The organism is Hoeflea sp. CAU 1731, assembly GCF_039888615.1.
GTDB lineage: Bacteria > Pseudomonadota > Alphaproteobacteria > Rhizobiales > Rhizobiaceae > Flavimaribacter.
Map to the genome: position 1 here is coordinate 1 of NZ_JBDQQS010000027.1, position 15,231 is coordinate 15,231.

General features: G+C 54.8%; 15 protein-coding genes. 3 read left to right on the forward strand and 12 right to left on the reverse strand.

Annotated features, from left to right (window positions below; all coding sequences use genetic code 11):
* The coding region (locus tag AAFN47_RS26275; RefSeq protein ID WP_499812239.1) for a transposase domain-containing protein at positions 1-107 on the forward strand (107 nt) is incomplete at its 5' end.
* 284 nt (positions 108-391) lie between these two features.
* On the opposite strand, the gene AAFN47_RS26280 is transcribed toward AAFN47_RS26275, so the two are convergent.
* The 9 genes from AAFN47_RS26280 to AAFN47_RS26320 form a co-directional block, all read right to left on the reverse strand.
* Positions 392-1,645, reverse strand: a complete 1,254-nt coding sequence (locus AAFN47_RS26280; protein WP_499812195.1) for a glycosyltransferase family 2 protein — start codon at positions 1,643-1,645, stop codon at positions 392-394.
* Positions 1,646-2,632, reverse strand: a complete 987-nt coding sequence (locus AAFN47_RS26285; RefSeq protein ID WP_499812196.1) for a glycosyltransferase family 2 protein — start codon at positions 2,630-2,632, stop codon at positions 1,646-1,648.
* Positions 2,633-2,645: 13 nt separating this feature from the next.
* The gene (locus tag AAFN47_RS26290; protein ID WP_499812197.1) at positions 2,646-3,800 is read right to left on the reverse strand and encodes a UDP-galactopyranose/dTDP-fucopyranose mutase family protein; all 1,155 of its coding nucleotides are present in this window, start codon (positions 3,798-3,800) and stop codon (positions 2,646-2,648) included.
* 19 nt (positions 3,801-3,819) lie between these two features.
* A complete protein-coding gene (locus AAFN47_RS26295) occupies positions 3,820-4,569 on the reverse strand; it encodes a sulfotransferase family protein (RefSeq protein WP_499812198.1) in 750 nt (249 codons plus the stop codon).
* Positions 4,570-4,828: 259 nt separating this feature from the next.
* A complete protein-coding gene (locus tag AAFN47_RS26300; protein WP_499812199.1) occupies positions 4,829-5,377 on the reverse strand; it encodes a lipocalin family protein in 549 nt (182 codons plus the stop codon).
* A gap of 177 nt (positions 5,378-5,554) precedes the next feature.
* A complete protein-coding gene (gene recQ / locus AAFN47_RS26305) occupies positions 5,555-7,393 on the reverse strand; it encodes a DNA helicase RecQ (RefSeq protein WP_499812200.1) in 1,839 nt (612 codons plus the stop codon).
* A 377-nt stretch (positions 7,394-7,770) separates the two neighbouring features.
* Positions 7,771-8,643: a DNA-binding transcriptional regulator gene (locus tag AAFN47_RS26310; RefSeq protein WP_499812201.1), complete on the reverse strand. Its 873-nt coding sequence runs from the start codon at positions 8,641-8,643 to the stop codon at positions 7,771-7,773.
* 37 nt (positions 8,644-8,680) lie between these two features.
* Positions 8,681-9,697, reverse strand: coding sequence for an NAD(P)H-quinone oxidoreductase (locus AAFN47_RS26315; protein ID WP_499812202.1), 1,017 nt, complete (start codon positions 9,695-9,697; stop codon positions 8,681-8,683).
* Positions 9,694-10,770, reverse strand: coding sequence for an Ldh family oxidoreductase (locus tag AAFN47_RS26320; RefSeq protein WP_499812203.1), 1,077 nt, complete (start codon positions 10,768-10,770; stop codon positions 9,694-9,696). The genes AAFN47_RS26315 and AAFN47_RS26320 overlap by 4 nt, the downstream gene beginning before the upstream one ends.
* A 161-nt stretch (positions 10,771-10,931) precedes the next feature.
* On the opposite strand from AAFN47_RS26320, the gene AAFN47_RS26325 reads away from it, so the two are divergent.
* On the forward strand, positions 10,932-11,723 hold the full coding sequence (locus tag AAFN47_RS26325; protein WP_499812204.1) for an HpcH/HpaI aldolase family protein: 792 nt from the start codon (positions 10,932-10,934) through the stop codon (positions 11,721-11,723).
* A 9-nt stretch (positions 11,724-11,732) separates the two neighbouring features.
* On the opposite strand, the gene AAFN47_RS26330 is transcribed toward AAFN47_RS26325, so the two are convergent.
* The 3 genes from AAFN47_RS26330 to AAFN47_RS26340 are packed head-to-tail and all read right to left on the reverse strand — an operon-like array spanning position 11,733 to position 14,100.
* Positions 11,733-12,581, reverse strand: coding sequence for a cupin domain-containing protein (locus AAFN47_RS26330; RefSeq protein WP_499812205.1), 849 nt, complete (start codon positions 12,579-12,581; stop codon positions 11,733-11,735).
* 33 nt (positions 12,582-12,614) lie between these two features.
* A complete protein-coding gene (locus AAFN47_RS26335) occupies positions 12,615-13,238 on the reverse strand; it encodes a fumarate hydratase C-terminal domain-containing protein (RefSeq protein WP_499812206.1) in 624 nt (207 codons plus the stop codon).
* Positions 13,231-14,100 carry a fumarate hydratase gene (locus AAFN47_RS26340; protein ID WP_499812207.1) on the reverse strand — a complete coding sequence of 290 codons (870 nt, stop codon included), beginning with the start codon at positions 14,098-14,100 and terminating at the stop codon, positions 13,231-13,233. Before AAFN47_RS26340 ends, AAFN47_RS26335 begins: the two co-directional genes overlap by 8 nt.
* A 187-nt stretch (positions 14,101-14,287) precedes the next feature.
* On the opposite strand from AAFN47_RS26340, the gene AAFN47_RS26345 reads away from it, so the two are divergent.
* Positions 14,288-15,220 (forward strand): DUF6282 family protein, encoded by a 933-nt coding sequence (locus AAFN47_RS26345; RefSeq protein WP_499812208.1) that lies wholly within the window; start codon positions 14,288-14,290, stop codon positions 15,218-15,220.
* Positions 15,221-15,231 lie beyond the last annotated feature (11 nt).

Below are 15,231 nucleotides of genomic sequence, written 5' to 3' on the forward strand. Positions count from 1 at the left end.
TCGAACCCCACGGCTATCTGTCAGGTATCCTGACTGCAATTGCACAGGGCCACAAACAGGCCGACATCAACGAACTGCTTCCCTGGAACTACGCAAAGACCCTGTGACCGGCGCACCGCTTACATTGGTTCGCTTGACGCGTTTTCCTATTTCCGTGAAATGTTTGAACGGTTTCCGCAAACCATGGCAAACAACTATCTGAAATTGTTGCGGAAAGCTGGAAACCACTATGTAGTCAAGCACAACCTCAATGAGGAAATTGCGGATCTGACACTAAATATGTAAACCCCCAAAAAAAAACCCGAAATACTATTCCGAATTGGATGAAACACTCTCAAGACTGAAATATATTAAAAATAAAGAGCGTATTTCTCAATAAGATAGACAGAATTTATAGTATTCTATTTTCGGATATTTTTTTCTCTATCGATTGAACCTTCTGATCTATTGCTATTAGTTTTTTCTCAAGCATGGATATGCCTACTACAACTTTATCAAGCTCATTATTGGATCTGTTACTCGATAAGGATTTTTTGATTTTTTTCTTTTTCTTGAATTTCAGAGGTCGTATTGCCACTGCAATTGCATCGAGAACACCATGCGTAAAGTAATTAAAATATATATTTTTTCTGTATTTGAGTTCATTTCGACCTTCTAATATTCGCGAGAACGTTTTAAAATCATTTATTTTGATGAATACTACTAATTTTGATCCTCTATTACCTATTTTGTATCTATCTATTACGTATTTTATATTATTCTTTTTGTATGAATTAACAATTGGATATAGTAGTGAGAAAAAATCCGGCCACTTCTCGTTACCACATTTTTTCGACGTCCATTCAATTTGAGCAATTGTCCATCTTAACAGAAGATCTCTGTAATTCGGAAATACGCCTTCCTTTATGAGCCATGTCTCAATGATCTCATGGTGCGCAAATATTCCGAACAATTGACTACTACCGCTATCCATCGTTTGTCCGACGCGATTCACACGGTGCTTGCACAGCTTTTCCGGAACAAGCGCGATGGAGTTCGACTTTATAATTGTAGCCCAGTGGAACGGATTATCTTCAAAGAAGAAATCTCCTACAGGAAACCTGATCCGGTTTTCCTCCAGCAGGGAACGACGATACACCTTGCGCCAGGGAACCGCGATAAATTGTAAAAACTTCTTTCGGCTCTTCTCATCCAGCTTAACGCTCTTGATACCGGAGAAGTCCTTCCATCTCCTCTCATCAGCCGGATCGGTCAGATCGCCTGTCAGAGAATCAGTCAGGTAGTAATTGCACATAGCCAGCGCGCAATCCTCCGATACGGCCGCATCGACGAGTTTGCCAAACATGGTGGGATCGTAGATGTCGTCACCATCGGCGAACCCGACAAAGGTTCCACTCGCCATTTCCAGGCCAATATTCGCAGGCGTCGCTACTCCACCGACACTGTTTGTTTCTTGAAGCACCGGGATTATGCGTGGATCCTTCGCAGCAAGTTCGCGGATGATATCAGCAGATCCATCGGTTGAACCGTCGTCTACAACGATGATCTCGATATCCTTTATCGTCTGGTCGATCAGATTGCGGATACAATCACCGATATAGTCCTTTACATTGTAGCTGGTTACAATGATCGAAAGCAGCGGCATCTAAATATCCTCCACAAATTTCGGCCGACCGAAATGGCAGTCCAGCAATTCATCAGCCACCTTCGGCATTCGACTTTTTGCTTTGAGATAATCGTCGAACCTCAGATCCCGGAATGATCTTTCGAGTTCCTCAATGAATCGTGGATAATAGGGTCTATCGATCTTGTTTATCGCCCATTTGGCCATATCCAGCTTGAAGTGGATAAACCTCTGATAGAACAGCCTTCTCAACCTGGGGCTCTGATCGAACAGGACGTCTACGTCATCCAGCGCCCGGAAAAGTTCGAACCGTACTTCGTTTTTTCGGTTCGTAATATTGTTGCCCGTAGCCGGGACTATGTGAAAACAGACGGATTCATTGATCATCACAATGCGCTCGGACAACATCAGTGACTGCCAGTGCGCGAATATATCATTGTTGACTTTCGTTTCGGAAAATCGAAGTCCGATTCTTCTCGCATAGTCCGCTCTGATGACTTTCGTCCACGGGTAGTTCGTCATCTGCAGCAAGCTGGGCGACTGTTGAATCTTCGTCACCCGCGATGGCGTATCTCCGAGAATCTCGTCCCAGCGTCTTTCATCGGAGGGATGCATTTTACCGGAATCAGAAAACGCTGCATTCGTTCCGTACTCGTACCTGGCTATCGACAGGTCTGCGCCCGTGAACTCGAGCGCGGCGATCATCTTTTCGAGCACTCCCGCGCAAAGATGGTCGTCTGCATCGAAAAACAGCAAGTATTTTCCGGACGCCTCTCCTAGCCCGCTGTTTCTGGCAACACCCGCGCCACGATTTGCGCCGAGTAAAAAATATCGAACAGCTGGAATTTCAGACTGAAGTTCTTTTATGATGTCGCACGAGTTATCTGTAGACCCATCATCCACAATTATGAATTCGTGCTGCTCCGTATACTTCCTATCTATATCACGCACTGTATGTGAAATAAATTTTTCAACATTATATATTGGAATTATTATAGATAATTTCATTATATTACTTTTTTTACATGCGACGACTATTGTTTTCTACAAAGCTTCGAGCGGCTGCCAGCGCATTGTCAATCGATATATCCATGTCGATATAGGAATAGGTCCCGAGGCGACCGACAAAGGTGACGCCCTCTTCCTGCCTGCATCGTTCCTCGTAGTCTTCGAGCAGTTTTTTATCGCTCATCAGCCTAATGGGGTAATAGGGTATGTCATCCTTCCCGCAGGAGCGGCTGTATTCGCGAAAAGCGATAGTCTTGTCGAAATTTTCCATCTCCCACGGAGCAAAGAACTTGTGCTCGGATATTCGTGTGAACGGAACGTCCGGATCCGGATAGTTAATGACCGCAGCGCCCTGAAACTCGCCGTCTTCCCAAACGGGTTCGAAATCGAGGGTTCGATACCCCAACCTCCCAAGATCATGATTAAAATACCTGTCTAGCGGGCCTGAATAAAACACATGCGCAAATTCTTCATCCAAGGTTTCATAAGGGCAGTTCAACCTGACCTCGATCGACTCGTGAGCAAGAATGCTCGAGACGAGACTCGTGTAACCTTCTTTAGGAATACCCTGGAAAGGATGACTAAAATAATTGTCGTCATAGTTGAATCTCAGTGGCAGCCTTTTCAATATGGAGGCAGGCAGTCTGGATGGATCTATGCCCCATTGTTTTCTCGTATAGCCGTCAAAAAATGCCTCATATAGCTGAGGCCCAACGAACTTTAACCCTTGCTCTTCAAAACTCCGGGGATGTTCAATATCACCACAAGCCATTCCGGCGATAAAGGATTGAGCCTCTTTCGGTGAAAAGACTTTTCCGAAAAACTGATTGATCGTGTGCAAGTTTATCGGCATCGAGTAGACCTGTCCGCGAACAACAGCTTTTACCCGATTGATGTAAGGCATCATCCGACAAAACCGGTTTATGTAGTCCCATACCTGAACATTCGCGGTGTGAAAGATATGTGGACCATAACGGTGAACCATTATCCCTGTGTCGCTGTCACGCTCGGTATGACAATTCCCGGCGACATGCGATCGTTCATCGACTACGAGGACCTTGAAACCATTTTCAGCAAGTTCGCGTGCAATGACCGCTCCGCTGAATCCAGCTCCGACAGCACAAATACGTTTCAAAATTCGAGATCCAGTTTGTTGCTTTTCGAGCATGCTTTCAAAAAAGAAAATCTCAACGGTCCGTCTCCACAGCTGCACCAGAAAGCCAGTTGCTCAAATCACGCTTCAGAATTCTACCTAAACGTTCAATCTCGGCGGTATAGTGGTCGATCAACACATTACGCGCGTCCCTGCTGAGACGCGGTAGCTCGTCCCAACCAAGTCTGGATGCTTTTGTTTCGCTCTCATTCACCACGAACTCCAGACTATCGTCGCTCAAATCATAATCCACGCCCAACTGCTCGAAGATGTGCTGACACAGAGATCGCTTGTCTGCCAATTCATCATATAAGTGGAAATGCATAACAGAAAAAATTGACAACCAATGCTCTGTGATAGAGGCGTACATTCCCAACTCAAGCATCTTGAAATCGTTGGTTATGTCAGTGATCTCGGGCGTCCTGGAAATGCGTCCCGCCATCATGTGGTGCCGATAAGCTGACTCGTAACGATCTACAGGGTTGCGAAAAAGCACAATAAGTTTCGGTTTTCCGAGTATTTCATAAATATTGCATGCGATATCTACGTCACCATCAGGCAGGCGATAATAATGTGGCGTGCTCTCAAAATAGTAGCGAACACCATTGGTTTCAGGAAAATGCCCCGCATACTCAGCAATTCGCTTTTTGCATGAGCTCCTGTTGAAGAAATTCAGCTCCTTCGGTCTCGAACCATAAAATTGGGGAGACTTTTTTAGCGTGTGATGTAGCCAGGTTGTTCCCGATTTTTGACAACCGGTAATCAACAGGTTGGGTAATGGCATGCAATCGCCTTCAAAATTTCTAAATATTCATACTTCTTTTGGCGCTAAACTAAACCGCTAGTAGCTAACCTGTTCCGATACGGCAACCGCATCAGCGGTGAAAAACTGAAATGTCGGGAAGTAAAGCAATCTGCGATGTGATGTGGTTTGTGCTCTGAGAAACCAGGCCCACACCCGACAGAAGTAGTCCATGGGAATTATCCGACGCTAACGCGTAGTCCGTCAACCCGACGACACAGAGCGACAAGATACTCGGCAGCTACCCGCAGGAAACAGGCCCCTGGTCAACCGTAATGAGCTTGTCCGTGGCGAAGCCGTCGGCGCGGGCTTTTCTGATCAGATGCTGTCTGAGCGCTTCCGGCATTGAAGGTTCGCGCCCGAGGATCCAGAGATATCGCCTGTTCGATCCGGATATAACGGCCCAGTTGTAATTTTCCCTGTCCAATTCGAAGACGTGATAGCCTGCGGCGAACGGCCAGAAAAACCGGACGGATAGACTGCCCACATCGGGACCCTGCTGGAAAGCGGCCTTGCCTGTCACGGTTTTCCACTTGCATGACTTGCGATCGAACCCGCGATTGGTCACCAGCAATCCGCCGTTCTTCAGCAATTCGTAGGTGGCCGTCACATTGGTCAGATTGCGTTCGAACCGATGGTCGAGCCGCATGATTTCATACCACGTGCCGGCGTATCGGGAGACGTCGAAATCGGTGACCGGCTCCACCGTATAGGGTTTGGCCGTGCATCCGGCGATCACCGCGCACACGATTGTGCAAACCAGAATAGAGAACTGACGCACTGTCGCCATGGCGTTATCGATACTCCCCCGTGTCTTCCGCAACACCTATGCATGACATTAAGACTATTTTTTAAACCAATCGAAATTTTATGGCCCTGATACAGAAAAGAACCCCGTCAATACTTGCCAGCGCAGCGTCCGATGCTCTCGTCCGTTCTGCCGACCGTATCGCCATCAGTCTTATACTCACCTGCTTGCAGATGCATCATTGGCGGCATTCAAATGATCGCTGACCGCATCAAGAATCAGTTTCCCGAAATCCTCCAGCTTTTTCGGTCCAACGCCATTCACGGCCGACATTTGTTCCAGATTCGCAGGCTTTTCACGCGTAATTTCTTGCAACGTCCTGTCAGAGAAAATTACGTAGGCAGGAACGTTTCGTTCGTCCGCCAGCTCTCGACGCAATCTTTTCAGTCGTTGATACAACTCCATGTCTACGTCCGAAAAATCGTCCGTTTTGCTTTTGGACCGCGCAGAGCGCAAAATGGCTTTGGGGTTGCTGATCTCCCGATACCGGAATTGCTGGGCGTCCTTCAAAACCAGACAACCCGTTCTGCTCAACCGCAGTCCCCCAAAACGTCCAATATCAATTATCAGATAACCGCCGGCGACTGCCTGGCGAATGAAGGCTCGCCAAAAGAGCTTGGGGTGTTCGTGACCAACTCCGAATGTCGGCAACTTGTCGTGACCAAGCGAGATAATCCGCTCTGTCGAACTGCCCGTCAAAATGTCGATGATATGGTTCGCGCCAAATCGTTCACCAGAGCGCACAACAGCAGATAAAAGCATCTGCGCCTCGGTGGTTCCGTCGATCAAGGTCGGCGGATTTTGGCAAACGTCACAATTCCCGCAGGCTTCGGTTTCCTCCTCACCAAAGTAGGAAAGGAGCAACACGCGGCGGCATTGTGTCGCCTCGCTGTAGGCAAGCAGCGTATCAAGACGCTTGTGTTCCTTTCGCTTGTATTCATCTTCGCTGCTGTCTTGTTCGATGAATTGGCGGCGCGTTCGGATGTCATCCAATCCGAAAATCATGAAGGCGTCCGCCGGCGCGCCGTCTCGACCAGCACGACCGATTTCCTGATAATAGGCCTCCATACTACCCGGCAAATTCAGATGAAAAACGAAACGGATATCCGATTTGTCGATTCCCATTCCGAATGCGATCGTCGCCACCATGACAATCGCCTCATCTGACATGAACAACTCCTGGTTCTGTTGGCGATCTTCGTTCGACATTCCCGCATGATAAGGCAGACCGCAGATCCCGTTTTCTGAGAGGAATGAAGCGACTTCTTCGGTCAAGCGTCGTGAGGCGCAATAAACGATCCCGGATTGATCACGCCGCGTTTCAAGGAAATCCATGAGCTGATTTCGCCATTGAGTCTTTGGCGCAACGCCGAGCCAAATGTTCGGTCGGTCAAACCCATGGACGATCGTGTCGCCGTTTCCGCCAAAGAGTTTGTCTGCAATGTCGCTCCGGGTCGTAGAATCGGCCGTGGCCGTGAAACCGGCAATCGTCGCATCGGGGTAGCGCGCCTTCACGTGTTCGAGCGCTGCATAATCCGGTCGAAAACCAGTCCCCCATTTCGAGATGCAATGTGCTTCGTCAACGATGAACATGCCAGGATTGATGGCGTCGATAACTGTCAGCATTCGTTCAGTCATTAGCCTCTCCGGCGACATGTAGAGTATTCTTGCATCGCCGCTTTGCACCTTGCGCCACTCGACAATGTTGCTTTCACGGGTTCGTCCGGAATGGATGCAGGCGACTGCAACACCATTGGCTTCCAGCGCCGCCGCCTGATCGTTCATGAGGGCTACGAGCGGCGATACAACAATCGTCAATCCGTCTCGCACGATGGCTGGTATTTGATAGCAAAGCGACTTACCGGCGCCGGTCGGCATGACAGCGAGAACATTCCGACCCCCCAACAACCTGTCTACGATTTCCTCCTGCCCCGGGCGAAAACTGTCGAAGCCGAAGGTCTCTTTAAGAACGCTAAGTGCAGTTTGTGAATGGTTCATTCGGTAAAAACCGGAAGTCAGGCCAAATTTCAACTGACGCCTACATCGCAATAAAGATCCTGTTTAACAAGACGCCGCTGCCGTTCACAGTTTTTGTGATCCGTCACAGCACTGGTTTTGGCAAGTTCAGATTTAGAGGTAGAAGTTGCGCTGCAACGCGCCACTGACCTTGTGATCAAGGCGCTCGACCAGGTGATTGCCACCGGACGGCCGGCACCTGGAAATTCGTTTTGTCGTATACGCCGATTGGGAAAATTGCCGCCCCAAAATTCCGCAAGCCGCATCAGCTTCCCCCTCGCCTGGCGGTTCCCGGCTTTTATCGATTGAAGAGAAGAGCTTGCCGGTACAACAAACCATTGTTGATTAAAGCCATCCGCTCACCGGAGCCTGCCTGATCCGATGGTTGGAAGGGCCACTTCCTGTTCCGCAAGGCCCGTTGAATTGCGGTCGTCCTCCAGCGCGCTTGCCGACCGCCCTGACGTCAGCAATCTGAAACTGGCTTCGATCCCGTCCACCGCTTCCCGCAGCGACGGCACCAGAACTTCATCGAGATTGGGCGCCGAGACGGCCGAGCGGAAATAGGTAAGTCCAATCGTGGCAAGCACCCGATCCCCGTGAAAGATCGGCATGGCGATAGTCGAGGAGTTCTTCGGCTCCACATGCGGGTCGCGGATGGCGTAGCCGTGTTTCGCCACGAAGGACCGCACCCCGGCAACCGTGGCGTCCAGATTGCTCGGCTTGTCTTCCGGGTTGGTGGATTTCTTCAGCGACTGGACAAGGATCTCCCGTTCCTCATCGGGACAACACGCGAGATAGGCGCGACCGAGGGCGCGGGACACCAGGCTGAGACGCATGTTCAACGTTGCGTGAAAGGGCGAGACCGGGCTGTCCGGAATGGTGGAGAACCGGACCGAAACGTGCGCGCCGTCGAGCAGGGCGAGCGCAATCGGCCATTTGTGGCGACGCGTGAGATCGCTGCACCAGGGCCGCGCCGCCTCAACGATCATCGGCGCTCCGTGGAAACCGGCGCTGAGCGCCGGCACGAGCGAGGTCACGCAATAGCCGCCGATCATCTTGTCGTTGGCGACATAGCCCTCACTGACCAGCGTATGGAGCAAACGCACGATCGTCGGCTTCGGCAGGCCCGTATCCTTGTGAAGATCGCGCACCGTCGCAACGCGCCGCTGATTGATCGAGCGTAGAAGGGTCAGGGCCCTGACGACGGACTGGACTGGTGGATAATGCGCCACGAAACAGCCTGTCTAAACCAAGGAGCAATACATGTTTCTATCCTCCCGGAGCTGACACCGCCTTGTCCGGATCCATGTGCAGGACGACCTTGCCTATCTGGGCGTTGGCATCCAGCACCGCGTGGGCTTTCGCTACCTCCTCAAGCGGGAAGCTTGCACATATGGGCATACGGATAGCACCGGAGGCAAGCAGTGGCCAAACCAATTCGACAAGTTCGGCGGCGAGCCGGCCTTTATATTCAGCCGGGCGCGGCCGAAGCGTCGACCCGGTGAGCGTCAGACGGCGGCGCACGATCGCCCGCACATTCACGTCTGCATTGGCGCCCAGATGGCTTGCCAGCAGCACGAGGCGGCCGTCATTGGCCAACAGATCCAATTGCCTGCCCGTGTACGGACCAGCCTGTCCATCCATGATGACATCAAAGCCTTCCGCGCCGTTGAGCGCGCAAAGCTCCTTGTCCCACGCGCCGTGATAGTCGACCGCGCCATCAACGCCGAATTGCTTGAGAACCTCGATCTTTTCCGCTGTGCCGGCGGTTGCGAAGGTGCGGGCCTGACGCAGCTGTTTGGCGATCTGGAGTGCTGCGAGACCAACGCCGCTGGTCCCGCCCTGCATCATGAAGCTTTCACCCATTTCGAGACGGCCGAGCCAGATCAGGTTGTTCCAGGCCGTCATGAAGACTTCGGGAAGAGCCGCCGCCTGACTGAAACTGAAGCCTGCCGGCAAGGGCATGCACTGCAGCGCCGGGACAACGCAGTAATCCGCATATCCACCGCCATTGACCAAGGCGCAGACCGCGTCTCCGGCCTTGAGACCGTCGACGCCTGATCCGATCGCCTCGACGACGCCAGCGACATCGAGCCCCAAAATGTCGGAGGCGTCAGGCGGCGGCGGGTAGAGACCGCGCCGCTGCTGGACGTCGGGCCGGTTGACGCCGGCGGCAAGCACGCGAATGAGAACGTCGCCAGGACCCGGTTCAGGGCGCGCGCGCGCGCGCAACTGCAGCACCTCCGGTCCACCTGGCTCGTCGAATTCGATTACACGCATGGTCATGTCTGCTCCCATTCGTCTGGCAGAGGCACGCCGCGATCGCGCGCGAGGATTGCCAGGCTCGCCTGCGCGGCTGGCGACAGGATGACGGCGTCCGGGGATGCATGAATAGCCCTGTGCTTGCGCTCGCCCGGAACAAAGAGCTCATCGGTCCCTGCGGCGCGACGGGACGACTTCACGCGCTCGACTGCAACGTCCACATCGGACAGGAAATCCTCCGTCGGACGGAAGAAGGCCGGATCGAGGGCGATGAAAAGATGCGAGCAGTCCATCGGCTTGGTCAGCTTGCCTTTCATCGGACCGATCTCCGTTCCGGGCGCGCCGGCTGAAAGCGTCGCACTCAGAAGATCGATCATGAAGGATAGCCCGAAGCCCTTCGGTCCGGCTGCGGGAAGCAGCAAGCCCGCAAGCGCGGCGACCGGATCGGTGGTCGGAGCACCGTCGCTGTCGACGGCCCAGTCGTCCGGGATCGGCTTACCCGCCTGCCGGGCCATATGGATCTTGCCGAGAGCGCCCTGGCTCGTCGCCATGTCGAAGACCACCGGCGGATGCTCTCCGGCGGGAACCGCTATCGCCAGCGGATTGGTCCCGACCAGAGGCTCGGCTCCGCCCGGCGCCGGCATGACGGCGCGGGCGTTGGTCATGCAGACGCCGACGAGATTGTCGTCGGCCGCCATCTTCGCATAGCGACCGGCCGCGCCGAAATGAAAGGAATGGCGGACCGAGCTGACGCCGATTCCAAACTGTCGCGCGGATTGCATCGCATGTTTCATTGCTTTTCCGGCAACCAGATGGCCAAGCATGTGCCCGGCGTCGATAACCGTGACGGCGCCGCGATCTTCGACTGACGCCGGTTCGTCGGCAGGCTTCGCCATGCCGGCTTCCAGATAGTTAACGTAGTTCTCCGCCTGAAGAACGCCGTGCGACGGCAGTGCCTGCTGATCCGCCTCGATCAGGGCCAACGACACCTCTTTCGCGCCTGCCCTGGAAAGCCCTGCAGCGATAAAAATATCTGCAAGCAGATCGCGCACCACGGCGACCTGAAACGTGCGCTGCGCGTAATCCTGACTGGTCATGGCCTCCTCCATACTCATCCATCGTCCATGCCACAGGCCTGTCCGGCATCGTACGTAAACAATGGTATATTCCACGATGCGGAACAAGCTCAACGGGATGTCGAAAGCGCCGGTCCGAGCTGTTTAGTCTTTCGCAGACAGCGAATGGAGGAGACTCAATCATGTCGACAATGTCCTGGCCAGCCGCGCCCGGCAGTTTTCGCGAGCGCCTTGCAAGCGGCGCGCTGTGCGCAGGCACTTTCGTGAAGACCCCGACGGGTCATGCCACGGAAATCCTGGGCGATCTCGGATATGATTTCGTTGTGGCGGATGCGGAACATGCGCCGCTCGATCGCACAGCGCTCGACAATGTCATGCAGGCCGCCGGTCGCGATCGCATTCCGGTGCTGGTTCGTGTGCCGAGCGGCAATTCCTGGCATTTGCTTTCGGTTCTCGACTGCGGCGCAACCGGCGTCGTCGTACCGCATGTGATGAACGCAATGCAGGCTGAAGAGATCGCCAAGTCCTGCCGGTATCGCGGCGGTCGGCGCGGTTTTTCCGCCGGCACGCGTGCGGGACGCTTCGGCGGCGAGGCGCGCTGGGATCTCGTCGACCGCGCCGACGCCGAGACGGTGGTGATCGCTCAGATCGAAGACCCGGAAGCCGTCGACAATGTCGAGGAGATCGCGGCGGTGGACGGCGTCGACGCGCTTTTTATCGGGCGCGGCGACTTGACGGTCGCCTATGGCGCCCCGTCCAACGACGCCGACGTCATCGAGGAAGCCTCGCGCCGGATCGCCGACGCTGCAAAGAAGCACGGCAAAGCTGTCGCTGTCTTTGCAGCCAGCATCGCCGAGGTGGAGAAGTTGAGGAAAATAAGAGCCTCGATCGTCGTCTATTCGGCCGATCAGAGTTTCCTGCGCGCGGGCGCCAGGAAAGCGCTGGAGGACATCCGGGCGCTCGACGGCGCCTGACGCCGATCGTCAGGCCGTTTCCTTTTCCGGCATCGGATAGTCGTCCGCGTTGCACACGAATCCGGGACGCTCCGAAAAATCCATCCTGGGTGGCGAGAAAAGGTCGATGAGCCACGCCGTTTCGTCGCCGATATTACGGCTGGTGTGGATGACCTGGGCCGGAATGATCAGCACCGACGGACTTCCCACCTCAAGCGCCTCGTCCGGCTTCCATTCGTTCATGTTCTTGCTCCATGGCCAACGCAGATGGTGGACGTATTTGCCTTCCAGCAGCAGCGACGCCTGTTCATAGTCGGCATGCGAATGGGGACTAAGGGCAGTGACGTCGCGCGGCTCTGTGCGCTTGCGCATGGCGTTGACCATGATGTTGGTGCTGCGGAACACGCGCATGTTGGAATCCGGCCTATCGTACTCGTCAGGAAGATAGGTTCTCAGCTTGAAACCGTCCGTGGGAGTTGGCCAGGCGACGAGTGGCGCACATTCCGGCGCGCCGTCCGAATAGGTGTCGGTATTGACCGACATTTCCACCAGATCAGTAGCGCGGTTCGAGAAGACCCGGACCACGAGGCCGCCCTGTGCAGAGACTACGGAGCTCTTGCCGGGCGGCACGATTGTGATGCTGCTGGCCTTCGCGTCGATCGCGTGCGATCCGGCTTCGATCCGGGCTTCGGCTTCCGGCAGGATAACCCAGTATTCGTCGGGATTGTCTGTGCGCTCGAGCGATATGCCGGGCGACAGCCGGCTCACGGCCACGACGAGGTTCGCCCCGCGCGTGATCCAGGTCTCTTCACCGCTCCCGGAAATCTGTGGTGGTTCCTTCGAGTGGTCAGCCAGGCTCTCCGGTCTGGTCTGGGTCATATCGATCTCCTTGCCTCTTGGAGTTGGCGCTTGTCAGCTTGTCGAAGCCTGCCGACCTTCGCGCAATTTGCGCTTGATTTCGGAGAGCTTGTCAGTGGCCGCTTTGGTAAGGTCCGCGTATCGCGAATGCCCGTGAGCATCGATTGCGACCAGGAGCGGGCCGAAATTCTCGACCTCGAAACGCGACAACCGAAACTGCGTGATAAGATCGTCCCATCCTGTTTCGACGAGCCTCTTGACGCCTTCCGTCAGCAGGGGCGCCGCGCCACCGATCATCGAGAAATAAACGCAGCCGGTTTCCTGCAGAGCGTCGACGCAGGACTGATCCATGCCGCCCTTGCCGCCCACCGCCGTAAAGCCGAAATGGCGGACCAGCGTGGGCATGAAGGCGTTGAATCGCGTGCTCGTCGTCGGGTTTACATATTCCGTGACGACGCCGTCCGGCGTATCGATGTTGCAGCTCCCCATATGCAGGAAAACGGCGCTCTTCAGATCGATCGGCGGCTCTTCGGATCGGGCAATCGCATCCATGATCCGCTGGTGGGTCGGAAACCCTGCCGTCGTTATGATCTCGCCGTCCAGATAGACGACGTCGCCAATCCTGAGTTTGTCGATGTCGCCCCTATCGAGGGGCGCCTTCAGCCTATACTCACTCAATGCGTTCTACCTCGCCGGAATTGTAGATCTTCGCGCGCGTGCGCCGATTGATCCAGCAATTGAATGCAATCGCAACAGGCGTAAAGCCATGTCCCGACGCATAGTCGATGTGAACACCGAATGCGGTTGTGACGCCGCCGGTGCCCATTGGACCGAAACCGGTCGAATTGACCGCTTCCAGAAGGCGCTTTTCCATATTGGCGAGGATCGGCTCGGGGTTGGTCGTGCCAAAAGGCCGCAATGTCTGCTGCTTGGCCAGCCGTGCAGCATGGTCGAAGGAGCCGCCAATGCCGATTCCGATGGTGACGGGAGGACAGTGCTGCGATCCCGCCCTGACCACCATGTCCATGATCCAGGCTTCGATCTCGTCCAGCGTCGGATAGGAAAAGATCTCGAGCGCCGCCCAGCGGCCGCCCCCCAGAGCCTTCGGAGCGCAGGTCACGTCGATGTAATCGGCGCCCGATATCATATCCCACGAGACGATCGGCATGTCTTTGCCGTGGTAGCTGCGCTCGCCTGTAAGAGGATTGGTGACAAACTTGAGGATCGGCGGTTCGATCGTTTCGACCAGATCCGCAAAGCCATCAACGATCGCCTGCTTGATGTCGCCCCCAAATTCGACGCCTGTTCCGATTTTGACCGAATAGGTCGGAACGCCCGAATCGGAACACAGCAGGGTGTCTTCGGCTTCCGCGCGCTCAGCGCTCCTCAGCATGAATCCGAGGGCCTTTTTCGGCGCGTCCTCGGTTTCGGCGTCCAGGGCCGAACGCAGAGCGACCTTCGAATCCTCCGGAATTTTCTTGAGCGACCATTCGTAGAGGTCCCTGGTCGTCGATTTCATCATTTCATATGTGACGGGCACCTGACGCTACTCTCCTCCACCCTCGGTCCGATGGATGGGAAACTAATCCCGCGATTGCGAGAATGACAGATCGGGCGCAAGCGCATTCCGCATCATGAAACGCGCGCAAACGCCAATTGTATTGCGCGGCCGTTCGCGAAACGATTTCGCAACAAAACACAAGACGTCGAATTGCAAAGGACCAGGGATGGGAGCCGCTGAAAATCGCGCGGAAGCGCTTCGCTTGATAGATACGATCGATGAATCACGCGCCGACGCCTTGATGAAGGGCGCGGTGGATTTGCACGTCCATTCGGGCCCGTCGGTCATGGCTCGCCAGGTCGACCACTTCCAGGCCGTGGAAGAGGCGGCCGCCGCCGGCATGCGGGGCATTCTTTTCAAGGATCATCACTATTCGGTGGCGCCGTTCCTGCCGATCATGGAGCGCGTGCTTGGCCATCACGGCGTGGCCATGTACGGCGGCGTCGTGCTCAACAACACCATCGGCAGTCTTAACCCGCATGCGGTCGACTTCAATCTGAAGTCTGGCGCCAAGCTCGTCTGGATGCCGACCGCGCATTCTCTCAATCATATCCGCAACACTCACCGCAAATCGCGGTTGGCGACCAATGTGCAGTTGAAGAAACCTGTAGCAGTCTCGGTTCTCGACGCGCGCGGCGACCTGCTCGACGAGTGCAAGGAAATTCTTGATTCCATCGCGGAATTCGATGCAATCCTGTCTTCTGGCCACCTCCATATCGGCGAGGTCTGGGTGCTGTTCGAGGAAGCCAGGGCGCGCGGCGTCAAACGGCTTCTCGTCAACCATCCCATGTACGGCCTGCACTGTACGGCTGACGACGTTTCCGAACTTGTCCGCATAGGGGCCCTGATCGAGCAATCGGCCTGTCTTTATGTCGATTCCCGGTTCAACTATTTCACGCCGGAAGAACTGCGCGAGCACATCGACGCGGCCGGCCCCGCCCATTCCGCGCTCGGTTCGGACCTCGGGCAGGTGGACAATCCATCTCCCGTCGAAGGGTTGAAACAGATGATCCGTCTGTGCCTCGCGCTAGGTTACACCGACGAAGAAGTGAAGCTGATGGTTCAGGACAATCCTGCACGCATCGTCGGATTGCAGTAAGCTTAGAAGGG